The sequence below is a fragment of the Sinorhizobium sp. P24N7 genome (assembly GCF_042436655.1).
Classification (GTDB): Bacteria; Pseudomonadota; Alphaproteobacteria; order Rhizobiales; family Rhizobiaceae; genus Sinorhizobium; species Sinorhizobium meliloti_A.
Genome location: NZ_JBHMIW010000006.1, coordinates 59,961 through 78,021, shown reverse-complemented (window position 1 = coordinate 78,021; position 18,061 = coordinate 59,961). Strand labels below are relative to the sequence as shown.

The 18,061-nt window shown below is 63.0% G+C and carries 18 protein-coding genes; 14 read left to right on the top strand and 4 right to left on the bottom strand.

Annotated features, from left to right (window positions below; translation table 11 throughout):
- Nucleotides 1-118: 118 nt before the first annotated feature.
- The 5 genes from ACFHWW_RS11885 to dnaQ all read left to right on the top strand — a co-directional run bounded on the left by ACFHWW_RS11885 (nucleotide 119) and on the right by dnaQ (nucleotide 3,964).
- Nucleotides 119-940: a pyruvate, water dikinase regulatory protein gene (locus ACFHWW_RS11885; RefSeq protein WP_100672629.1), complete on the top strand. Its 822-nt coding sequence runs from the start codon at nucleotides 119-121 to the stop codon at nucleotides 938-940.
- Nucleotides 941-988: 48 nt separating this feature from the next.
- Nucleotides 989-1,588 (top strand): Maf-like protein, encoded by a 600-nt coding sequence (locus tag ACFHWW_RS11880; protein ID WP_379938343.1) that lies wholly within the window; start codon nucleotides 989-991, stop codon nucleotides 1,586-1,588.
- On the top strand, nucleotides 1,581-2,441 hold the full coding sequence (locus tag ACFHWW_RS11875) for a shikimate dehydrogenase (RefSeq protein WP_100672627.1): 861 nt from the start codon (nucleotides 1,581-1,583) through the stop codon (nucleotides 2,439-2,441). The genes ACFHWW_RS11880 and ACFHWW_RS11875 overlap by 8 nt, the downstream gene beginning before the upstream one ends.
- Nucleotides 2,438-3,022 (top strand): dephospho-CoA kinase, encoded by a 585-nt coding sequence (gene coaE, locus ACFHWW_RS11870; protein WP_100672626.1) that lies wholly within the window; start codon nucleotides 2,438-2,440, stop codon nucleotides 3,020-3,022. The genes ACFHWW_RS11875 and coaE overlap by 4 nt, the downstream gene beginning before the upstream one ends.
- Before the next feature lie 213 nt (nucleotides 3,023-3,235).
- Entirely contained in the window at nucleotides 3,236-3,964 is a 729-nt protein-coding gene (dnaQ, locus tag ACFHWW_RS11865; protein ID WP_379938340.1) for a DNA polymerase III subunit epsilon, read from the top strand.
- A gap of 167 nt (nucleotides 3,965-4,131) precedes the next feature.
- On the opposite strand, the gene secB is transcribed toward dnaQ, so the two are convergent.
- A complete protein-coding gene (secB, locus tag ACFHWW_RS11860) occupies nucleotides 4,132-4,641 on the bottom strand; it encodes a protein-export chaperone SecB (RefSeq protein WP_026169012.1) in 510 nt (169 codons plus the stop codon).
- A 166-nt stretch (nucleotides 4,642-4,807) separates the two neighbouring features.
- Nucleotides 4,808-5,374, bottom strand: coding sequence for an FxsA family protein (locus tag ACFHWW_RS11855; protein WP_379938337.1), 567 nt, complete (start codon nucleotides 5,372-5,374; stop codon nucleotides 4,808-4,810).
- Between the two features lie 134 nt (nucleotides 5,375-5,508).
- Between ACFHWW_RS11855 and ACFHWW_RS11850 the strand changes: the two genes are divergently transcribed.
- The 5 genes from ACFHWW_RS11850 to gyrB all read left to right on the top strand — a co-directional run bounded on the left by ACFHWW_RS11850 (nucleotide 5,509) and on the right by gyrB (nucleotide 10,849).
- Nucleotides 5,509-6,210 carry a Tim44/TimA family putative adaptor protein gene (locus ACFHWW_RS11850; protein ID WP_018098687.1) on the top strand — a complete coding sequence of 234 codons (702 nt, stop codon included), beginning with the start codon at nucleotides 5,509-5,511 and terminating at the stop codon, nucleotides 6,208-6,210.
- A gap of 17 nt (nucleotides 6,211-6,227) precedes the next feature.
- A complete protein-coding gene (locus ACFHWW_RS11845; RefSeq protein ID WP_379938335.1) occupies nucleotides 6,228-7,346 on the top strand; it encodes a murein transglycosylase A in 1,119 nt (372 codons plus the stop codon).
- Nucleotides 7,339-7,905 carry a Smr/MutS family protein gene (locus ACFHWW_RS11840; protein WP_379938333.1) on the top strand — a complete coding sequence of 189 codons (567 nt, stop codon included), beginning with the start codon at nucleotides 7,339-7,341 and terminating at the stop codon, nucleotides 7,903-7,905. Before ACFHWW_RS11845 ends, ACFHWW_RS11840 begins: the two co-directional genes overlap by 8 nt.
- On the top strand, nucleotides 7,902-8,279 hold the full coding sequence (locus tag ACFHWW_RS11835; RefSeq protein ID WP_003531717.1) for a helix-turn-helix domain-containing protein: 378 nt from the start codon (nucleotides 7,902-7,904) through the stop codon (nucleotides 8,277-8,279). The genes ACFHWW_RS11840 and ACFHWW_RS11835 overlap by 4 nt, the downstream gene beginning before the upstream one ends.
- Nucleotides 8,280-8,413: 134 nt before the next feature.
- Complete coding sequence (gene gyrB / locus ACFHWW_RS11830; RefSeq protein WP_324762569.1) at nucleotides 8,414-10,849, top strand: DNA topoisomerase (ATP-hydrolyzing) subunit B; 2,436 nt, start codon at nucleotides 8,414-8,416, stop codon at nucleotides 10,847-10,849.
- Nucleotides 10,850-10,946: 97 nt separating this feature from the next.
- Here the strand turns inward: gyrB and ACFHWW_RS11825 are convergent, their stop codons facing one another.
- Complete coding sequence (locus tag ACFHWW_RS11825; RefSeq protein WP_100672618.1) at nucleotides 10,947-11,543, bottom strand: nitroreductase family protein; 597 nt, start codon at nucleotides 11,541-11,543, stop codon at nucleotides 10,947-10,949.
- A gap of 165 nt (nucleotides 11,544-11,708) precedes the next feature.
- Here ACFHWW_RS11825 and gabD point away from each other — a divergent pair, with 165 nt between their 5' ends.
- On the top strand, nucleotides 11,709-13,163 hold the full coding sequence (gabD, locus tag ACFHWW_RS11820; protein WP_379938330.1) for an NADP-dependent succinate-semialdehyde dehydrogenase: 1,455 nt from the start codon (nucleotides 11,709-11,711) through the stop codon (nucleotides 13,161-13,163).
- A gap of 133 nt (nucleotides 13,164-13,296) precedes the next feature.
- A complete protein-coding gene (hpaI, locus tag ACFHWW_RS11815; RefSeq protein ID WP_324762571.1) occupies nucleotides 13,297-14,097 on the top strand; it encodes a 4-hydroxy-2-oxoheptanedioate aldolase in 801 nt (266 codons plus the stop codon).
- 271 nt (nucleotides 14,098-14,368) lie between these two features.
- Here the strand turns inward: hpaI and ACFHWW_RS11810 are convergent, their stop codons facing one another.
- Nucleotides 14,369-15,247 (bottom strand): GntR family transcriptional regulator, encoded by an 879-nt coding sequence (locus ACFHWW_RS11810; protein ID WP_100672615.1) that lies wholly within the window; start codon nucleotides 15,245-15,247, stop codon nucleotides 14,369-14,371.
- Between the two features lie 137 nt (nucleotides 15,248-15,384).
- Between ACFHWW_RS11810 and ACFHWW_RS11805 the strand changes: the two genes are divergently transcribed.
- Nucleotides 15,385-16,920 (top strand): UxaA family hydrolase, encoded by a 1,536-nt coding sequence (locus ACFHWW_RS11805; protein WP_379938327.1) that lies wholly within the window; start codon nucleotides 15,385-15,387, stop codon nucleotides 16,918-16,920.
- Between the two features lie 60 nt (nucleotides 16,921-16,980).
- Nucleotides 16,981-18,000, top strand: coding sequence for an aldo/keto reductase (locus tag ACFHWW_RS11800; protein WP_379938325.1), 1,020 nt, complete (start codon nucleotides 16,981-16,983; stop codon nucleotides 17,998-18,000).
- Nucleotides 18,001-18,061 lie beyond the last annotated feature (61 nt).

The window sequence follows — 18,061 nt, the reverse complement described above, 5'->3', positions numbered from 1 at the left end:
AAGAGATTTCCGGTTCGGTGTCAGATGTGAACAAGTCGCCGCTTTTCCACTTGCCTGAAGCCAGGCGCCGCCGTTAGCTGTTTTTGTCCCGCCTTATCAACAGACCGCGGAGAATTGCGTGGAGAACCGCAAAAACTACTTCCATCTGCATCTGATCTCCGATTCGACCGGCGAAACTCTGATCGCCGCCGGTCGAGCGGCTGCTGCGCAATTCCAGACCTCCCATGCGCTGGAACACGTCTATCCGCTGATCCGCAACCGGAAGCAGCTGATGCAGGTCATGGACGCGGTCGACGGGGCACCGGGGATCGTCCTCTACACGATCGTCGACCGGGAACTTGCGGGCCTCATCGATCAGCGATGCCGCGAGATCGGCGTGCCCTGCGTCTCGGTCCTCGACCCGATCATCGAACTTTTCCAATCCTATCTCGGCTCGCCCTCGCGCCGCCGCTCCGGCGCGCAGCATGTCATGGATGCCGAATATTTCGCCCGGATCGAGGCGTTGAACTTCACGATGGATCATGACGACGGTCAGATTCCCTCCGATTTCAACGAGGCGGATGTGGTCCTTGTGGGTGTGAGCCGCACGTCGAAAACACCGACGAGCATCTATCTCGCCAATCGCGGTATAAAGACGGCGAACATTCCGATCGTGCCGGGCGTGTCCCTGCCCGATGCGCTCCTGAAGGCGACGAAACCGCTCATCGTCGGGCTCATCGCTTCGGCCGAGCGCCTCTCCCAGGTGCGGCAGCATCGCGTGCTCGGAACGACGCAGAACTTCCACGGGGAAGATTATACCGACCGGGCGGCGATCGCCGAGGAGCTGAAATATGCCCGCTCGCTTTGCGCGCGCAACAACTGGCCGCTGATCGACGTGACGCGGCGCTCGATAGAGGAGACTGCCGCCGCAATCGTTGCCCTGCGGCCGCGGCTTAGATAGAGCGCGCCGCAAGAACAGCTTGCAGACCGCGAACACGGAACCGGAAAAATGAAACCCTTACTCGTATTGGCCTCGGCCAGTCCTTTTCGTCGCACTCTGCTTGCCAATGCAGGATTGGCCTTCGAGGCCCGGGCCGCCGCGATCGACGAGCGTGCGCTCGAGCAGCCGCTGGAAGCGTCTGGCGCTTCGCCGGCCGATGTCGCCCTGGCGCTTGCCGAAGCCAAGGGGAAGGATGTCGCACGGCATTTTCCGAACGCCCTTGTCATCGGTTCGGATCAGACGATGTCGCTTGGAACCCGCGTCTATCACAAGCCCCGGGACATGACGGAAGCCGCCGAGCATCTCCGGTCGCTCTCGGGCAGGACGCACAGTCTCAAAAGCGCGATCGTTCTCGTGCGCGGCGACGAGGTCGTTTGGCGGCACGTCTCGACTGCGAAGATGACCGTGCGGCCATTGAGCGATGGCTTCATAGATCGACATCTTGCAAGGGTGGGCGAGAAGGCGCTGACAAGCGTCGGCGCCTATCAGCTCGAAGGCGAGGGCATCCAGCTCTTTGAGACCATCGAGGGCGACTATTTCACCATACTCGGCCTGCCGATGCTGCCGCTTCTCTCCAAGCTCCGCGAACTGGGTGCGATCGATGCATGATTCACGTGAAACATTTGTTAACCATGCCTTTGTAACCGGCTATCCGGTGAAGCATTCGCGATCGCCGCTCATTCATGGCCATTGGCTGAAGCAGTTCGGAATTCGGGGAAGCTACCGGGCCCACGAGGTCACGCCCGAGGCCTTTCCCGATTTCATGCGGCAGATCAAGGAAGGAAGAACCGACTTCTGCGGCGGAAATGTCACGATTCCGCATAAGGAGGCCGCCTTCCGGCTGGCCGATCGGCCGGACGAGCTCAGCGCCGAACTCGGAGCGGCCAACACCCTCTGGCTCGAAAATGGAGAAATCCGCGCGACGAACACCGACGGGCGTGGCTTCGTCGCCAATCTGGACGAGAACGCCAAAGGATGGGACCGCATCTCGGCCGCGGTGATTCTCGGTGCCGGCGGCGCCAGCCGGGCGGTGATCCAGGCGATCCGGGACCGAGGGGTCAAGACGATCCATGTGGTGAACCGCACCCCCGAGAGGGCGAGGGAACTGGCCGATCGCTTCGGCACGGCGGTGCACGCACATTCGATGGCGGCGCTTCCCGAGGTCGTTTCAGACGCCGGCCTCTTCGTCAACACGACCTCGCTCGGCATGAACGGCGAGCCGGCGCCGGCGATCGACTTTTCGGGCCTGGCGCCAGACGCCGTCGTCACCGACATCGTCTACGTGCCATTGAAGACACCGCTGTTGCGGCAGGCGGAAGAACAGGGCTTCCGCACCGTCGACGGACTTGGCATGCTTCTCCATCAGGCAGTGCCCGGATTCGAGAAATGGTTCGGTCTGAGGCCGGTCGTCGACGAAACGCTAAGACAGATCATCATCAGCGATATGGACAGGCACGCATGATCATCGTCGGGCTTACCGGCTCCATCGGAATGGGAAAATCGACCGCTGCGGGCATGTTCCGGGAACTCGGCGTGCCGGTGAACGATGCCGACGAAGTGGTGCATATGCTCTATAGCGGCGAAGCGGTGGCGCCGGTCGAAGCGGCCTTTCCGGGCGTCGCCAAGGGCGGCGTCATCGACCGGGCCGAGCTTTCGCTTCGGCTTGTTGCGGCGCCCGAGCGGCTGGCCGAGCTGGAACGGATCGTCCATCCGCTGGTGCGCGCCAAGGAGCAGGAGTTCATTGCGCGGCACAGAGCGGACGGTGCGCCTTTCGTGCTGCTCGATATTCCGCTCCTCTTCGAGACCAAGGCCGAGGCGCGCCTCGACCGCATCGTCGTCGTGACCTGCGATCCGGAGATGCAGAGGGAACGCGTCATGAAGCGCCCGGGAATGACCGCCGAGAAGTTTGCGATGATCCTCGAGCGGCAGGTGCCCGACAGCGAGAAGCGCGCCCGCGCCGACTATATCGTCGACACCAGCGACAGCTTCGACGTCACACGGCAGCAGATCCGTGCGATCGTCGATGATTTGCGGGCGGCTTAACCTTCGCAAACCCCCCTGACCCTAGCCGTCTCCCGAATGCGGGGAGAGGGAATCGACGCTGCCGCGAGTTTCCTTCGTCCCGCTTGTGGGGAGAAGGTGGCCGGCAGGCCGGATGAGGGGCGGCGATGGCCTTCAATTGCGCAGCAAATGACATTAAGAATGAAGGTCAGCTTCGGGTGATTCGTCCCGAAACATCCTCCACAGGGCTCCCGCATGCGTGAAATCATCTTCGATACGGAAACGACCGGCCTCGACAACCGCGAGGACCGGGTAATCGAGATCGGCGGAATCGAGCTCGAGAACCAGTTTCCGACGGGGCGCACGATCCATATCTATATCAATCCGGGGGAGCGCAAGGTTCACCCGGAAGCCCTGGCTGTCCACGGCATCACCGACGAGTTTCTGAAAGACAAGCCGCCCTTTGCCGATGTCGCCCGGGAGATCGTCGATTTCTTCGGCGATGCCCGTTGGGTCGCCCACAACGCCACCTTCGATATCGGCTTCATCAATGCGGAGTTCGAGCGGCTCGGCCTGCCGCCGATCGGCAGCGACCGGGTTATCGACACTCTGGCTCTTGCCCGCCGCAAGCACCCGATGGGACCGAATTCGCTCGATGCGCTCTGCCGTCGCTACGGTATAGACAACTCCCATCGAACCAGGCACGGGGCCCTGCTCGACTCCGAGCTGCTGGCCGAGGTCTATATCGAGATGATCGGCGGCCGCCAGGCCGCGCTTGGTCTCGTGATGACGGAGACGGATGGCCGGTCGATGGAGGCCGACAACGGACCCGTCGTCGTCATCAAAAGGGAGCGGCCTTTGCGGCCACGATTGACGGAGGCAGAAATCGCTGCCCATGCGGCGCTCGTCGCGAAGATCGGCGCGAATGCGATCTGGGAGAAATACAGCGAAGCCGACTATGCCCTCAGATCGGAAGCCGTTTAGAGCCCTTCCAGGAAAAGTGTCTAACGGTTATCCGTCCGCAAGTGCGTAGGATCAAATGCTCCAGGCCTGTCCGTATCGCGGCGCTGCGGGGTCCCTCAAGCGAATCGCGCAGGCCGGGCATAAAAAACCCGGCTCGGTGAGCCGGGTCTACCAGTCATTCGGACCGATCAGTTGGCCGTGTCGTTGGTATTGGCCACCTGCGCGCGGACCTTTTCCTCAGCCATGCGCTGGGCAAACATCTGCGCGAAATCGATGGGATCGATCATCAGCGGCGGGAAGCCGCCGTTGCGGGTGGCGTCAGCCACGATCTGTCGCGCGAAGGGGAACAAGAGGCGCGGGCACTCGATGAAGAGCAGCGGCAGCATGTGCTCCTGCGGGAAGCCGGCGACGCGGAAGACGCCGCCATAGGCGAGTTCGACGTTGAAGAGCATCTTGTCGCCGTCCTTGGCCTGGGCGCTCAACGACAGGACAACGTCGAAATCATTCTCCGCCAGCGGATTGGCATTGACATTGACATTGATGTTGATCGACGGGGAGCGGTCGCGAGCCTGCAGCGAACGCGGTGCGCCGGGGTTCTCGAAGGAGAGGTCCTTGACGTACTGGGCCAGGATATTGAGCGACGGGCTCTGCTGCTGCTGGGCACTGCCGTTGCCGTTGGATGCGGTATCAGTCGTCATAAGAGTTTCCTCGGACTTCGAAATGGTGAGGCCATCTAACATTTAGGGCTTGGGCTTACAACCCTCGTGGCCCGGCCCGGCCCGACGCAAGAGCACATCCGGCCCTTCTTTGGAAACCGGATTATAGACCCGATTGGAGCCGGGATCAGAAAAAGTGAAGCTCGGATCAATGAGGCAGACGATCCGGTGGCGGCGGCGGGTCGTCTTCATCCTTTGTCTTGCGCGAAAATTCGTCCTCGTCGAGATCGATCGTCAGCGGCCCGCGGCGCTCCTCGCGTGAGGCTCCAGCGGATTGCGGGCCAGCGGATTGGGGGCCAGAGGACCGGGAACCGGAGGATTGGGGCCTGGAGGCACGATAGAAGCCGGTTGCGCTGCTCAAAATCGTCATCCGGCTGCGCAGGAAGCCGGCGATGGCGCGTCGGACCGGGGGCAGAAAGATCAGAAGGCCGACGAGGTCGCTGATGAAACCGGGCACGATCAAGAGGATAGCGGCGATGAAGATCAGCACACCGCCGAGAACGTCCAGCCCCGGATCGTTGCCCGTCCGTGCCGCCTCCTGCACGCGCCGGAGCACGCCGAAACCCTGGAAGCGCAGGAGCATGATGCCGGCGACGGCACTTGCGAAAACGAGAAGAAGCGTCATCGCCACGCCGATCTCGCGCCCGACGGCGACGAAGCCAGCGATTTCCGCAAGCGGCAGCCCGAGAATGACAAGCGGGATCAGGAAACGCATCGCCCGTGCTCGCAAGAAGGTGAGTGCAATTGTCCGGTCTCCGGTTTATGGGTGCGACATCGTCGTTTGAATGGTCTATCCTTCCGGACTATATGGAACAGTACGAGAAATTCTAACAGCGGTTCCGGGTGGAAATGGGCTCTTTTGATTTCATCACATTTTTTTTCCTGATCGCTGCCGTGGTCATCTTCCTGCAATTGCGTAGCGTCCTAGGTCGCAGGACCGGCAGCGAGCGGCCTCCTTTCGATCCCTACTCTCCACGGGATATCGCCCAAGGGCCGGAAGCCAAGGATAACGGCAAGGTCGTTCAGCTCCCCCGTCGCGAGACGGCGGAAGACGAGTCGCGCTATGCCGCGATCGAGACCGTCGCCAAGGCCGGGACTCCGCTGAATGCCCAACTCCGGGCGATGACCGACGCGGATCCCAACTTCAATCCCACCGAATTCCTCAACGGTGCGAAGATGGCCTACGAGATGATCGTCATGGCCTTTGCCGATGGCGATCGTAAAACTCTCAAGGGTTTGCTGTCCCGCGAAGTCTATGAGGGTTTCGAGGCCGCGATTGCGGAACGCGAGGCCAAGGGCGAAGTTGTCAAGTCGACCTTCGTCGGCATCGACAAAGCCGATATCGTGCACGCGGAGATCAAGGACGCCGAGGAAAACATAACGGTCAGGATCATCAGCCAGCTTATTTCCGCGACCTACGACAAGCAGGGCAAACTGGTCGACGGAGACGCCGATTCGGTTGCCGAAGTGAACGACCTGTGGACGTTTGCGCGCGATATCCGTTCACGCGACCCGAACTGGAAGCTGATCGCCACCGAATCGGAAAACTGACCGGGAAGCGGGCGGCCATGACTTTTCATCTCGAGCCGGTCTCCTATTCGGAGCTGCCCGGCTGGTCTGCGGACGACCCGGCACCGGTGATCGCTTCGCTTCGGCGCTGTCACCGGCATGTAACGGAGGTGAAGCCGTACAAGACCGGCTCGCTCGGTATTTCGGTCGCCGACCTCCTGCCCGCCTTCGACGCGGCAGGCAGCGATTTCTCCGATGCGGCCGCCGCACGCGGATTTTTCGAGGCCCAGTTCGTTCCGTTCCGAATCCGCCCTGAAGGGAAAAGGACCGGCTTCGTCACCGCTTTCTACGAACCCGAGGTCGAGGTACGGGCTGAGCCGGATGCGGAGTTCCGCTTTCCCTTCTACCGGCGTCCCTCGGACCTCATCGATATCGACGACATAAACCGGCCGGCAGGAATGGACCCATATTTCGCCTTCGGCCGCTGTTGCGACGGCAGGATCGAGGAATATCCGGACCGACGCGCGATCGAAAAAGGATTTCTCGCCGGCCGCGGTCTGGAAATCGCCTATGCCCGCTCCAAAGTCGACGTGTTCTTCGTCCATGTGCAGGGCGCCGCGCGGCTGATCTATCCGGACGGATCGCGCCGCCGCATCACCTATGCCGCCAAAACCGGGCATCGCTTTTCCGCCGTCGGGAAACTGTTGATCGATCGCGGCGAGATCGACGCCGCCACCGTGTCGATGGCGAGCATTCGCGACTGGCTGGCGGCCCATGCCGACAAGGCGGACGAGGTTCTGTGGCATAACCGGTCCTTCATCTTTTTCCGCGAGGCGCCGGTCGAGGAAGAGGGGCTCGGCCCCGTGGCGGCTGCCAAGGTGCCGCTGGAGCCGGGACGCTCGCTTGCTGTCGACCGCCTCATCCACACATTCGGCGTTCCCTTCTACGTCGCGAGCGAAACCCTGCTCCATCTCGACGGCGGACATCCCTTCGGGCGCCTGATGCTCGCGCTGGACACCGGCTCGGCCATCGTCGGCCCGGCGCGCGGCGATATCTTCACGGGCTCCGGCGACCGGGCGGGGAAACTCGCGGGTTCCGTGCGCAACGACGCAGACTTCTTCATTTTCGTGCCCCGCGCGGCCGCGGCCCGATATCGCGCGCAGTCCAGCCATGGCTAAGGACAAGAAGCTTTCCACCGAGGACCGCATTCTCTGGGGGAAGGTCGCGCGTTCGGCGCGGCCCATGCCCGGGCGGTTGGACGCTCTGGAGGAGCTGCTGGGCGGGACCGCGGAAATCAAGGCTGTACCTGGCCCGGAGGCGACGCCTCCCTCGAGCACGCCTGAAAAGCCCGGCAAAGGCTTTTCACTCAGCCGCGACAAGGCAGAACACCCCCCTCATCATCCGCTGGAGCGGCCGGTCAAACGCAAACTGGCGAAGGGCCGGCTGACGCTCGAGGCGAGGATCGACCTGCACGGCATGATTCAGAGCGAGGCGCACGGACTGCTGCTGCAGTTCCTCCTGAGGGCGCGCGACCGCGGCTTGAGGCATGTCCTCGTCATCACCGGCAAGGGGACGTCGCTCGGCAGCGACGGAGCCCTGAAGCGAGCCGTGCCGCTCTGGTTCTCGCTTCCCGAGTTCCGGCCCTTGATATCGTCCTACGAACCGGCAGCCCGCAATCACGGCGGCGAGGGCGCGCTCTATGTGCGGCTGGCGCGGGCGAAGGGGGGCGCATCATGACTCCCTTCGGCGAGGCCGTGCGCGAACTTCGCCGGCGCAAGGGCGTGTCTCAGAAAGAGATGGCGGCTGCAATAGGGGTTTCGCCCGCGTATCTCTCGGCTCTCGAACACGGCAAGCGGGGAGCGCCGAGCTTCGACTTCCTCCAGCGCGTTGCCGGCTATTTCAACGTGATCTGGGACGAGGCCGACGAACTCTTCCGGATAGCGCATCTTTCAGATCCGAAAGTCGTGCTCGACACGTCCGGCCTTCCGCCCGGTCACACTGCCTTCGCCAACCGTTTGAGCATGGAGATTCGCGGCCTGTCGGCGGAGACGATTCGGGCACTGGAAGATGTTTTGGAAAAAGCCACATTTCCTGATAAGGACAGGGGATGAAAGCCCATTCCGGCCGCGATCTTCGCGTCGGGATTTGGAACAATTGGACAAATTTTCTATAGTCCGCGAGGCATCTCGCGCTGTGATTCGCAATGAATCGCGACGTCCGAAAACCTGGAAAGATCTGAGCCCGAATGACCGATATTTCTGAGACCGAAGCCGGCGCAATCGCCGAATATGGTGCCGATTCCATCAAGGTGCTGAAAGGCCTCGATGCAGTGCGCAAGCGCCCGGGCATGTATATCGGTGACACCGACGATGGCTCAGGTCTGCACCACATGGTCTACGAGGTCGTGGATAACGCGATCGACGAGGCGCTTGCCGGCCATGCGGACATCGTAACGGTCACGCTCAATCCCGACGGTTCCGTCACGGTGACGGACAACGGTCGCGGCATACCGACGGACATCCACCGGGAAGAAGGCGTCTCGGCGGCGGAAGTCATCATGACGCAGCTTCATGCCGGCGGAAAATTCGACCAGAATTCCTACAAGGTCTCCGGTGGCCTGCACGGCGTCGGCGTTTCGGTCGTCAACGCCCTCTCCGTGTCGCTGAAGCTCAAGATCCGCCGGTCGGGCAAGATCCACGAAATGAGCTTCACCCACGGCGTTGCCGACGGGCCGCTCAAGGTAACGGGCGACGCCGGCAGCGAGACCGGAACCGAGGTCACCTTCACGCCGAGCGAACAGACCTTCTCGAACATCGAGTTCGAGTTCGGTACGCTCGAGCATCGCCTGCGCGAGCTCGCCTTCCTGAATTCCGGCGTCCGCATCGTGCTGACCGACAAGCGCCATTCCGACATTCGTCGGGAAGAAATGATGTATGACGGCGGTCTCGAGGCCTTCGTCGCCTATCTGGACCGGGCGAAGAAGCCGCTCGTGCAGAAGCCGGTGTCGATCCGCGGCGAGAAGGACGGCATCACCGTCGAAGTGGCAATGTGGTGGAACGACAGCTATCACGAGAACGTGCTGTGCTTCACCAACAACATTCCGCAGCGCGACGGCGGCACGCATATGGCCGGCTTCCGCGGTGCGCTCACGCGTCAGATCACCTCCTATGCCGACACGTCCGGCATCACCAAGAAGGAAAAGGTATCGCTCACGGGCGACGATTGCCGCGAGGGGCTGACGGCTGTGCTGTCGGTGAAGGTTCCCGATCCCAAATTCTCCTCGCAGACCAAGGACAAGCTGGTGTCCTCGGAAGTCCGCCCCGTCGTCGAAAGCCTGGTCAACGAGGCCCTGAGCGTCTGGCTCGAAGAACATCCTTCCGATGCCAAGATTCTCGTGGGCAAGGTCGTGGAGGCCGCCGCCGCGCGCGAAGCTGCGCGCAAGGCACGCGAGTTGACGCGCCGAAAAGGTGCGCTCGATATCTCGTCGCTGCCCGGCAAGCTCGCCGATTGTTCCGAGCGCGACCCGGCCAAATCCGAACTCTTCCTGGTGGAGGGCGACTCGGCAGGCGGCTCGGCCAAGCAGGGCCGCTCGCGTGAAAACCAGGCGATCCTGCCACTGCGCGGCAAGATCCTCAACGTCGAGCGCGCGCGTTTCGACAAGATGCTGTCGAGCCAGGAAATCGGCACGCTGATCACCGCGCTCGGCACGTCGATCGGCAGTGACGAGTTCAACGCCGACAAGCTGCGCTATCACAAGATCATCATCATGACGGACGCCGACGTCGACGGCGCCCACATCCGCACGCTGCTGCTCACCTTCTTCTTCCGGCAGATGCCGGTGCTGATCGAGCGCGGCCACCTCTATATCGCCCAGCCGCCGCTCTACAAGGTGGCCCGCGGCAAGTCCGTCCAGTATCTCAAGGACGAGAAGGCGCTTGAAGATTATCTGATCAACATGGGCCTCGAGGAGGCGTCGCTCGAACTCGCTTCGGGCGAAGTGCGCGTCGGCCAGGATCTCCGCGAGGTCATCAACGATGCGCTGCGACTGCGCTCGCTGATGGATGGGCTCCACTCCCGCTACAATCGCTCGGTCGTGGAGCAGGCTGCCATCGCCGGAGCGCTCAACGTGGAACTCAACGGCGAGCGCGACGAATATCAGTTGATCGCCGCCGAAGTGGCCCGCCGGCTGGATGTCATCGCCGAAGAGACCGAACGCGGATGGGAGGCAACGGTGACGGCGGAAGGCGGGCTGAAGCTCGAGCGCATGGTGCGCGGCGTCAAGGAAGCGGCCGTGCTCGACATGGCGCTGATCGGTTCTTCGGATGCACGCCATATCGATCAGCTCAAGGCACGGCTTAAGGAGGTCTATGGCGCTCCGCCGGTGCTGCGCCGCCGCGACGGCACGCAGGAGATCAGCGGTCCGCGCGCCCTCCTCGACGCGATCTTCGCCGCCGGCCGCAAGGGGCTCACCATGCAGCGCTACAAGGGCCTGGGCGAAATGAACGCCGAGCAATTGTGGGAGACGACCCTCGATCCGAACGTCCGTTCGCTGCTGCAGGTCAAGGTTACCGATGCGACGGATGCGGATGGTCTGTTCTCGCGCCTGATGGGCGACGAAGTGGAGCCGCGGCGCGACTTCATCCAGGAAAACGCACTGAGCGTCGCCAATCTCGATATCTGACGCGCACGTATAGGCGCGGCACTTTGATCATGGTTCCGACGAGAGCAAGGCGATCCACGCCCTGCTCTCGTCTTTCGGAAGCTCGATCGCTCGCGGATCATTCGCCCGTGAAACGTCCTTCGAAGACGAATTCGCTGACGGGCTTGCGCTGGCTTGGTTTTTCGCGTTCCCGCAGATCGTCCGGCAGGGTGGAAGGATCCGCAATCCTGCCGATCGCGACGGCTGCCTCGACCCGGTAGTGCTCCGGAACACCGAGCACCTGCATGGCCTTCTCTCTGTCGACCCCCGCCATCGCATGGGCATGCCATCCGGCGAGCTGCGTCTGCAGCGCGAGCGCGAACCAGGACGCTCCCGTGTCGAATGCGTGCGTATAGGCCGGCCTCAGCTCGCCGGTCGATGTGACCCTGTGGGTCTTCGAAAGGATGATGACCAGGGCAGAGGCGTTTTTCGCCCAGCGCTGATTGCCCTCGTCGAGCGTCGACAGCAGGCGAGCGAAATGCCCGGTGCCGTGGCGGGCGTAGACGAAGCGCCAGGGCTGAAGATTGCTGGCCGAAGGCGCCCAGCGCGCGGCTTCGAAGAGCGCGAGCAGATCCTTTTCTCCGATCTCCTCGCCTGTGAAGGCGCGCGGCGACCAGCGCTCCAGAAAGATCGAGTGGATGGGGTGATCGGCTCTTCTATGGTTGATTTCTGTCACGAAGGAACATCCTTATTTCTTGCAGATACGCACCTGTCCGACGCATCGCCATTCCTGCGCGTCAGCTCAGCAGGCGCGAAGGATCCGTAAACCGCAATCATGTGATTGTCGAACCGGCGAAAAAAGCTGTATAAGTTCTGTAGATTTTTTGAGGAAGGACTCGACATGAATCTGAAAGACCCGTCGCTGTTTCGCCAGGCTGCTCTCGTAGGCGATACCTGGATCGAAGCCGACCCGAAGAATGCGATCGAGGTGAACAATCCGGCGACCGGCGAAATCATCGGCCGCGTTCCGAAACTCGGCGCCGCCGAGACCAGAACGGCGATCGAGGCCGCGGCGCGGGTGCAGAAGGAATGGGCGGCTCGGACCGCCAAGGAGCGCTCGGCGGTGCTGCGCCGCTGGTTCGAGCTGATGATCGAAAACAAGGACGATCTCGGCCGGATTCTGACGATGGAGCAGGGCAAGCCGCTCGCGGAGGCGACCGGCGAGATCGTCTACGGGGCGAGCTTCATCGAATGGTTCGCGGAAGAGGCGCGGCGTGTCTATGGCGACCTGGTTCCCGGTCATCAGAAGGATAAGCGCATTCTGGTGATGAAGCAGCCGATCGGCGTCGTCGCCGCGATCACGCCGTGGAACTTCCCCAACGCGATGATCACCCGCAAGGCCGGGCCGGCCTTTGCCGCCGGTTGCGCCATGGTCTTGAAGCCGGCCGCGCAGACGCCGTTTTCGGCGATCGCAATCGCCGTGCTCGCCGAGCGCGCGGGCATGCCGAAAGGCCTCTTCAGCGTCATCACCGGCTCAGCGCGCGAGATCGGCGCCGAGATGACTTCGAACCCGACCGTCCGCAAGCTTACCTTTACCGGCTCGACCGAGGTCGGCGCAGAGCTCTATCGCCAGAGCGCGGCCACGATCAAGAAGCTTGGCCTGGAACTCGGCGGCAACGCCCCGTTCATCGTTTTCGATGATGCCGATCTCGATGCGGCGGTCGAAGGCGCGCTGATCGCCAAGTTCCGCAACAATGGCCAGACCTGCGTCTGCGCCAACCGCATCTATGTGCAGCACGGCGTCTACGAGGCGTTTTCGGAGAAACTCGCCCAGGCCGTCGGCAAGCTCAAGACCGGCAACGGGATGGAGGACGGCGTCATCCTCGGACCGCTGATCGACCAGCCGGCGCTGAAGAAGGTCGAGGAGCACGTGGCGGATGCGCTTGCGAAGGGCGCGCGCGTGGTGCAGGGCGGCCGTCGCCATTCGCTCGGCGGCACCTTCTACGAAGCGACGGTGCTGGCCGACGTGACCCAGGCGATGGCGGTCGCGCGGGAAGAGACATTCGGCCCGGTGGCGCCGCTCTTCCGCTTCAAGGACGAGTCGGATGTGATCGCACAGGCGAACGACACCGAATTCGGCCTTGCCTCCTATTTCTATGCCAAGGACCTCGCCCGCGTCTTCCGCGTGGCGGAAGCGCTGGAATATGGCATGGTCGGTGTCAATACCGGCCTGATCTCCACGGCGGAGGCACCCTTTGGTGGCGTCAAACTCTCGGGACTCGGTCGCGAGGGGTCGAAATACGGCATCGAGGAATTCATGGAGATCAAATATGTCTGCCTCGGCGGCATCGCCTGAGGCGGCGCTCCCTCGAAAAACCGGCCGGAAAGTTCTGGCCGGTTTTTTCTTTTGCCGGTAAGAGGCTGGGAAGCACTCGGTCGCCGCCGGCAGATTGCGGCAGACACACTCGGACGCAGAAGGAGAGCAATCGATGCCCGCCCCGAAAAACACCTTCAAAGCGGCGATCCGCGAAAACCGCTTTCAGCTCGGTCTCTGGGTGGCGCTCGCCAGTCCCTATGCGGCGGAAGTGGTGGCCGGCAGCGGTTATGACTGGCTGCTAATCGATGGCGAGCATGCGCCGAACGATATTCCCATGCTGGCGGCGCAGTATCGCGCCGTCGCCGGCGGAGGCAGTCATCCGATCGTCCGCCTGCCGGTCGGCGACGCGGTCATGATCAAGCAGATCCTCGATGCCGGCGTGCAGACGCTGTTGATCCCGATGGTCGACAATGTCGAGCAGGCGCGGCAGCTCGTGCGCGCCGTGCGTTACCCGCCGCATGGCGTGCGCGGTGTCGGTGCCGCTCTCGGCCGGGCAACCAACTTCAGCCGCATCGGCGACTACCTCGAAAACGCCAACGACGAGATCTGTCTGCTGCTGCAAATCGAGAGCCGGGCAGGGCTCGAGGCGATCGACGCCATCGCTGCGCTGGACGGTGTCGACGGCCTGTTCGTCGGTCCGGCGGATCTCGCCGCGGACATGGGGCACCTCGGCAATCCGGGTCATCCGGAGGTACGGACAGCCATAATCGAGGCCTTCGCGCGGATCGAGAGAGCCGGCAAGGCACGCGGGATCATGACCCTCGATCCCGCCCAGGCGCGCGACTATCGCGAGCTCGGTGCCGATTTCATGGCGATCGGCACAGATGTTACGTTGCTCGTCAGCGCAACGGAGCGGCTGCGCCGGGAATTTCTTGGAGAGGGCGGACCGGTACGGACGGAATCCGGCTATTGATCGATTCCTCACAAGGACTGGGAAGGGCGTCTCATAAGACGCGCGGGCTGTAGGAAACTTTTTGGAGGACGGCAATCTCTCCTCCGTCCTCATCCCTGTGCTCGTCACAGGGATCCGACAGCGCCGCGTCTGCGGCGCGGGAAGAGTTCTTTCAGCCCAAGGACTTGGTCTGGCTGGATCCCTGTGACGAGCACAGTGATGAGGCGATCAAACAAGCGGCGAACGGAAAACCGTCACACACATTTCCTGGAAACGCTCCAGTCATCGTGACCTACGGAATCGACTGGAGCAGCGTCTCCCGCGCCGATTTCAAGTGTCGCCGGCAGGCCTGTTCGGCGAGCGTGGGATCGCGCGATTGCAGCGCGGCGATATAGTCGAGATGCTCCTCCAGCGCCCGGGCGTTGCGCTCCCGCGCATTCGCCTTGTTCCACTGGTAGTGATAGTGAAAGACGATGGCGATGACATCGTAGAAGTCGATGATGAAGCGGTTGCTGGACGATTTGTGCACCAGCAGGTGGAGGCGCTCGTCGAGTTCGGAAAATTCGCTGTAGCGCTTGTCGATGTCGGCGAGAATTTCCCGATGCACCGCCTCGATCTTCTTCAGCTCCTCCCAAGCCGGGTCCTGGTCGGGAAGGGAGACGAAGCGAGCGGCCGAGCGCAGCTCGAACATTTCCCTCACTTCCGTCAGTTCGAGCGCGAATTCGCGCGTGAACCCCTTGAGGACCCAATGGCTGTTCGGCCGTTTTTCGATCAGCCCGAAACGGCTGAAGCGGATCAGGAATTCGCGCACGCTGGTCGTTCCGGCACCGATCTCGCGGGCAAGCTCGAGCTCGTTGATCTGCATGCCGGGCTCGGCGCCGCCAGCCAGAATCCGGCGCATGAAGCTCCGCTCGATCCTTTCGGCAAGCGAATCGGTCTCCGCGGTCGGGAAGTAGTCCGAGGGCTCAGGTCGTCTCAACACCGTCTTGCTGCGCTTGTCCCAGGCGATGAGGCTCAGTTCCTCGCAGCGCGTCAGGATGGCGCGCACGGTCGTGCGGCTGACGCCGAGCGCCTGCCCGAGCTCCGGTTCGGAGGGAAGCGTGGAAGTCTCCGCGAACAGCTCCAGGCAGCGGTTGAAGGCATCCTTGAAAACGGTGTTCTGCTTCGCCATGGCGAGGATCCGGCCCGGTTCGGGTTTTTCGTGTCGGCACGTCGAGGCTCCCGTTCCGCGACCGCCGCAATGGGCCCATAATAGCCATTGACGAACATCTGTCTATTGTAGATAAAAGACAGAACCAGTGTTTTCGCATGTGGGGAACCGTTCGGGAGGAGCTTGATTTGCCCGCACCGTCTTCGATCCTTCTTTCGCCGGACGATAACGTCGTCGTCGCCACCGCTGCGATTGCGCCGGGCGACCGGCTGGCCGGCGGCGTGTCGGCGGTCGCGCGCATCGAGCCGGGCCACAAGGCCGCGATCCGCCGGATCGACGTCGGTGAGCCGGTGGTCAAATACGGCCAGGCGATCGGCCGCGCCACGTCCCCCATCGCGCCCGGCGAGCACGTTCATTCGCATAATCTTGCCTTCGATCAGGGTCGGCTCGCCATTGGTGCCGCCGTTCCGCCGGAGGCTGCCAGCGAGGCGGACAAAGCGCGCACGTTCCTCGGCTATCGACGGGCGGACGGCCGGGCCGCAACGCGCAACTATATCGGCATCGTCGCCAGCGTGAACTGTTCCACCACGGTCTGTCGCGCGATCGCCGACGAGGCGAACAGGCGCATTCTGCCGAAATATGAAGGCATCGACGGTTTCGTGCCGATCGTCCACGACCAGGGATGCGGCATGTCGTCCACGGGCGACGGAATGAAGAACCTGCACCGGACGCTCGCCGGCTATGCGCGTCACGCGAATTTCGGCGGCGTGCTGATGGTCGGGCTCGGCTGCGAGGTCAATCAGCTGACGCTCTACGGCCAGAGCGGGGCCGGGGCCGAGAAGCGGCATTTCAACATCCAGGAGGCCGGCGGCTCGCGCCGTTCCGTCGAGCGCGCGCTCGGCATTCTCGACGAGATCGCCAAGGAAGTCGCAGCCGCCAGGCGCGTGCCGATCCCGGTCAGCGAGATCATCGTGGGGCTGCAATGCGGCGGTTCGGACGGGCTTTCCGGCATCACCGCCAATCCGGCGCTCGGTGCGGCGGTCGACATACTCGCCGCCGCCGGCGGCACGGCGATCCTTTCCGAGACCTCCGAGATCTACGGAGCCGAGCATCTGCTGCGCAGCCGTGCGGTAAACGAGAAGGTCGCGGTCAAGCTCGACGGCCTGATCGCCTGGTGGGAGGACTATGTGGCGATGCATGGCGCGTCGCTCGACAATAATCCTTCGCCGGGTAACAAGCGGGGCGGCCTGACGACGATTCTCGAGAAATCGCTGGGCGCCGTCGCCAAGGGCGGCCGCTCGCCGTTGACGGCCGTCTACAATTATGCTGAGCGCGTGACGGAGCCCGGACTGGTCTTCATGGACACGCCCGGCTACGATCCGGTTTCGGCCACCGGCCAGGTCGCCGGCGGCGCCAACGTGATCGCGTTCACCACCGGCCGCGGCAGCTGTTTCGGCTGTCGGCCGGCGCCATCGATCAAGCTCACCAGCAACACGGCGCTCTATCGGGCCATGGAAGAGGACATGGACATCGACTGCGGCGTCATCGCCTCGGGTGAAGCGACGATCGCCGATCTCGGCCGGGGGATTTTCGAGCTCATCATCGAGACCGCCTCGGGCCGCAAGACCAAGAGCGAGCTTTTCGGCTACGGCGACAACGAATTCGTGCCCTGGCATCTGGGGGCGACGCTTTAAGGCTGAGGGGCGAAGCGAGACGCATGTAAGGGCGCAATCCTTGGGGGAGGAAAACAAGGAATGCAGACGAGAAGGATAGGCCGGACCGCGCTTGCGGTGACGGAGTACAGTTTCGGCACCGCGGGACTGGGCGGTCTCTATCGGGAATGCACCCGTGAAGCGGCGATGGCGACGCTCGACGCGGCCTGGGAAGCGGGTATCCGCTATTTCGATACGGCGCCGTTCTATGGCCTTGGCCTTGCCGAGCGGCGGGTCGGCGACTTCCTGCGCGACAAGCCGCGCGACAGCTTCGTGCTGTCGACGAAGGTCGGTCGCCTGCTTCACCCGGTGCCCGAGAACCAGGTCCCTGACTTTTCCTACGTCAAGCCGCTGAACTTCGACGTCACCTATGACTACGGCTACGACGCGATCATGCGGTCGGTCGAGATGAGTTATGCCCGTCTCGGTCTCAACCGCATCGATATTCTTTATGTCCACGACATTGGCGGCTACACGCATGGTGCGGCGAAAAACGCCGTCTACCTGCGGCAGCTTCTGGATTCCGGCCTGAAAGCACTCGAGGAGCTGAAATCGAGCGGCGTCATTTCCGCCTACGGTCTCGGCGTCAACGAGGTGCCGGTCTGCCTCGACGTCATGCGCCAGGTCGACATCGACTGCATCCTGCTTGCCGGCCGCTATACGCTCCTGGACCGCTCCGCGGTCGCCGAGCTCCTGCCGCTCTGCGCGAAGAAACACACCTCGCTGGTCGTCGGCGGCGTGTTCAATTCCGGCATTCTCGCGACCGGACCTGTCGAGGGAGCGCATTTCGATTACATGCCGGCGACCGACGAGGTGCGCGCCAAGGTCGCGGCGATGGAAGCCATCGCCGGGCAGCGCGCCATGCCGCTGGCCGCCCCGGCCCTGCAGTTCCCGCTGGCCAATCCCAACGTCGCCTCGGTGCTGCTCGGAACCGCCAAACCGTCGAGCCTGAAACGGAACATGGAACTGACCCGCTACGGGATCGCGCCGGAAGATTACGCGGCCTTCGAACCCCATACGCTTGTCGCGCCCGAGCTGGGGCCGGAGGCGGTAAGGGCCTGATGCTTCGCCGCCCTCGATGGCGGCCGCCACTCTCCATAAGCAACCGGGCCGCATGCACCTG

What these genes read in the sequence shown, in the direction of transcription:
- ACFHWW_RS11880 (WP_379938343.1), top strand. Translation starts at nt 989, where the DNA reads ATGAAACCCTTACTCGTATTGGCCTCGGCCAGTCCTTTTCGTCGCACT.
- ACFHWW_RS11875 (WP_100672627.1), top strand. Translation starts at nt 1,581, where the DNA reads ATGCATGATTCACGTGAAACATTTGTTAACCATGCCTTTGTAACCGGC.
- coaE (WP_100672626.1), top strand. Translation starts at nt 2,438, where the DNA reads ATGATCATCGTCGGGCTTACCGGCTCCATCGGAATGGGAAAATCGACC.
- dnaQ (WP_379938340.1), top strand. Translation starts at nt 3,236, where the DNA reads ATGCGTGAAATCATCTTCGATACGGAAACGACCGGCCTCGACAACCGC.
- secB (WP_026169012.1), bottom strand. Translation starts at nt 4,641, where the DNA reads ATGACGACTGATACCGCATCCAACGGCAACGGCAGTGCCCAGCAGCAG.
- ACFHWW_RS11855 (WP_379938337.1), bottom strand. Translation starts at nt 5,374, where the DNA reads ATGCGTTTCCTGATCCCGCTTGTCATTCTCGGGCTGCCGCTTGCGGAA.
- ACFHWW_RS11850 (WP_018098687.1), top strand. Translation starts at nt 5,509, where the DNA reads ATGGGCTCTTTTGATTTCATCACATTTTTTTTCCTGATCGCTGCCGTG.
- ACFHWW_RS11845 (WP_379938335.1), top strand. Translation starts at nt 6,228, where the DNA reads ATGACTTTTCATCTCGAGCCGGTCTCCTATTCGGAGCTGCCCGGCTGG.
- ACFHWW_RS11840 (WP_379938333.1), top strand. Translation starts at nt 7,339, where the DNA reads ATGGCTAAGGACAAGAAGCTTTCCACCGAGGACCGCATTCTCTGGGGG.
- ACFHWW_RS11835 (WP_003531717.1), top strand. Translation starts at nt 7,902, where the DNA reads ATGACTCCCTTCGGCGAGGCCGTGCGCGAACTTCGCCGGCGCAAGGGC.
- gyrB (WP_324762569.1), top strand. Translation starts at nt 8,414, where the DNA reads ATGACCGATATTTCTGAGACCGAAGCCGGCGCAATCGCCGAATATGGT.
- gabD (WP_379938330.1), top strand. Translation starts at nt 11,709, where the DNA reads ATGAATCTGAAAGACCCGTCGCTGTTTCGCCAGGCTGCTCTCGTAGGC.
- hpaI (WP_324762571.1), top strand. Translation starts at nt 13,297, where the DNA reads ATGCCCGCCCCGAAAAACACCTTCAAAGCGGCGATCCGCGAAAACCGC.
- ACFHWW_RS11810 (WP_100672615.1), bottom strand. Translation starts at nt 15,247, where the DNA reads ATGGCGAAGCAGAACACCGTTTTCAAGGATGCCTTCAACCGCTGCCTG.
- ACFHWW_RS11805 (WP_379938327.1), top strand. Translation starts at nt 15,385, where the DNA reads ATGTGGGGAACCGTTCGGGAGGAGCTTGATTTGCCCGCACCGTCTTCG.
- ACFHWW_RS11800 (WP_379938325.1), top strand. Translation starts at nt 16,981, where the DNA reads ATGCAGACGAGAAGGATAGGCCGGACCGCGCTTGCGGTGACGGAGTAC.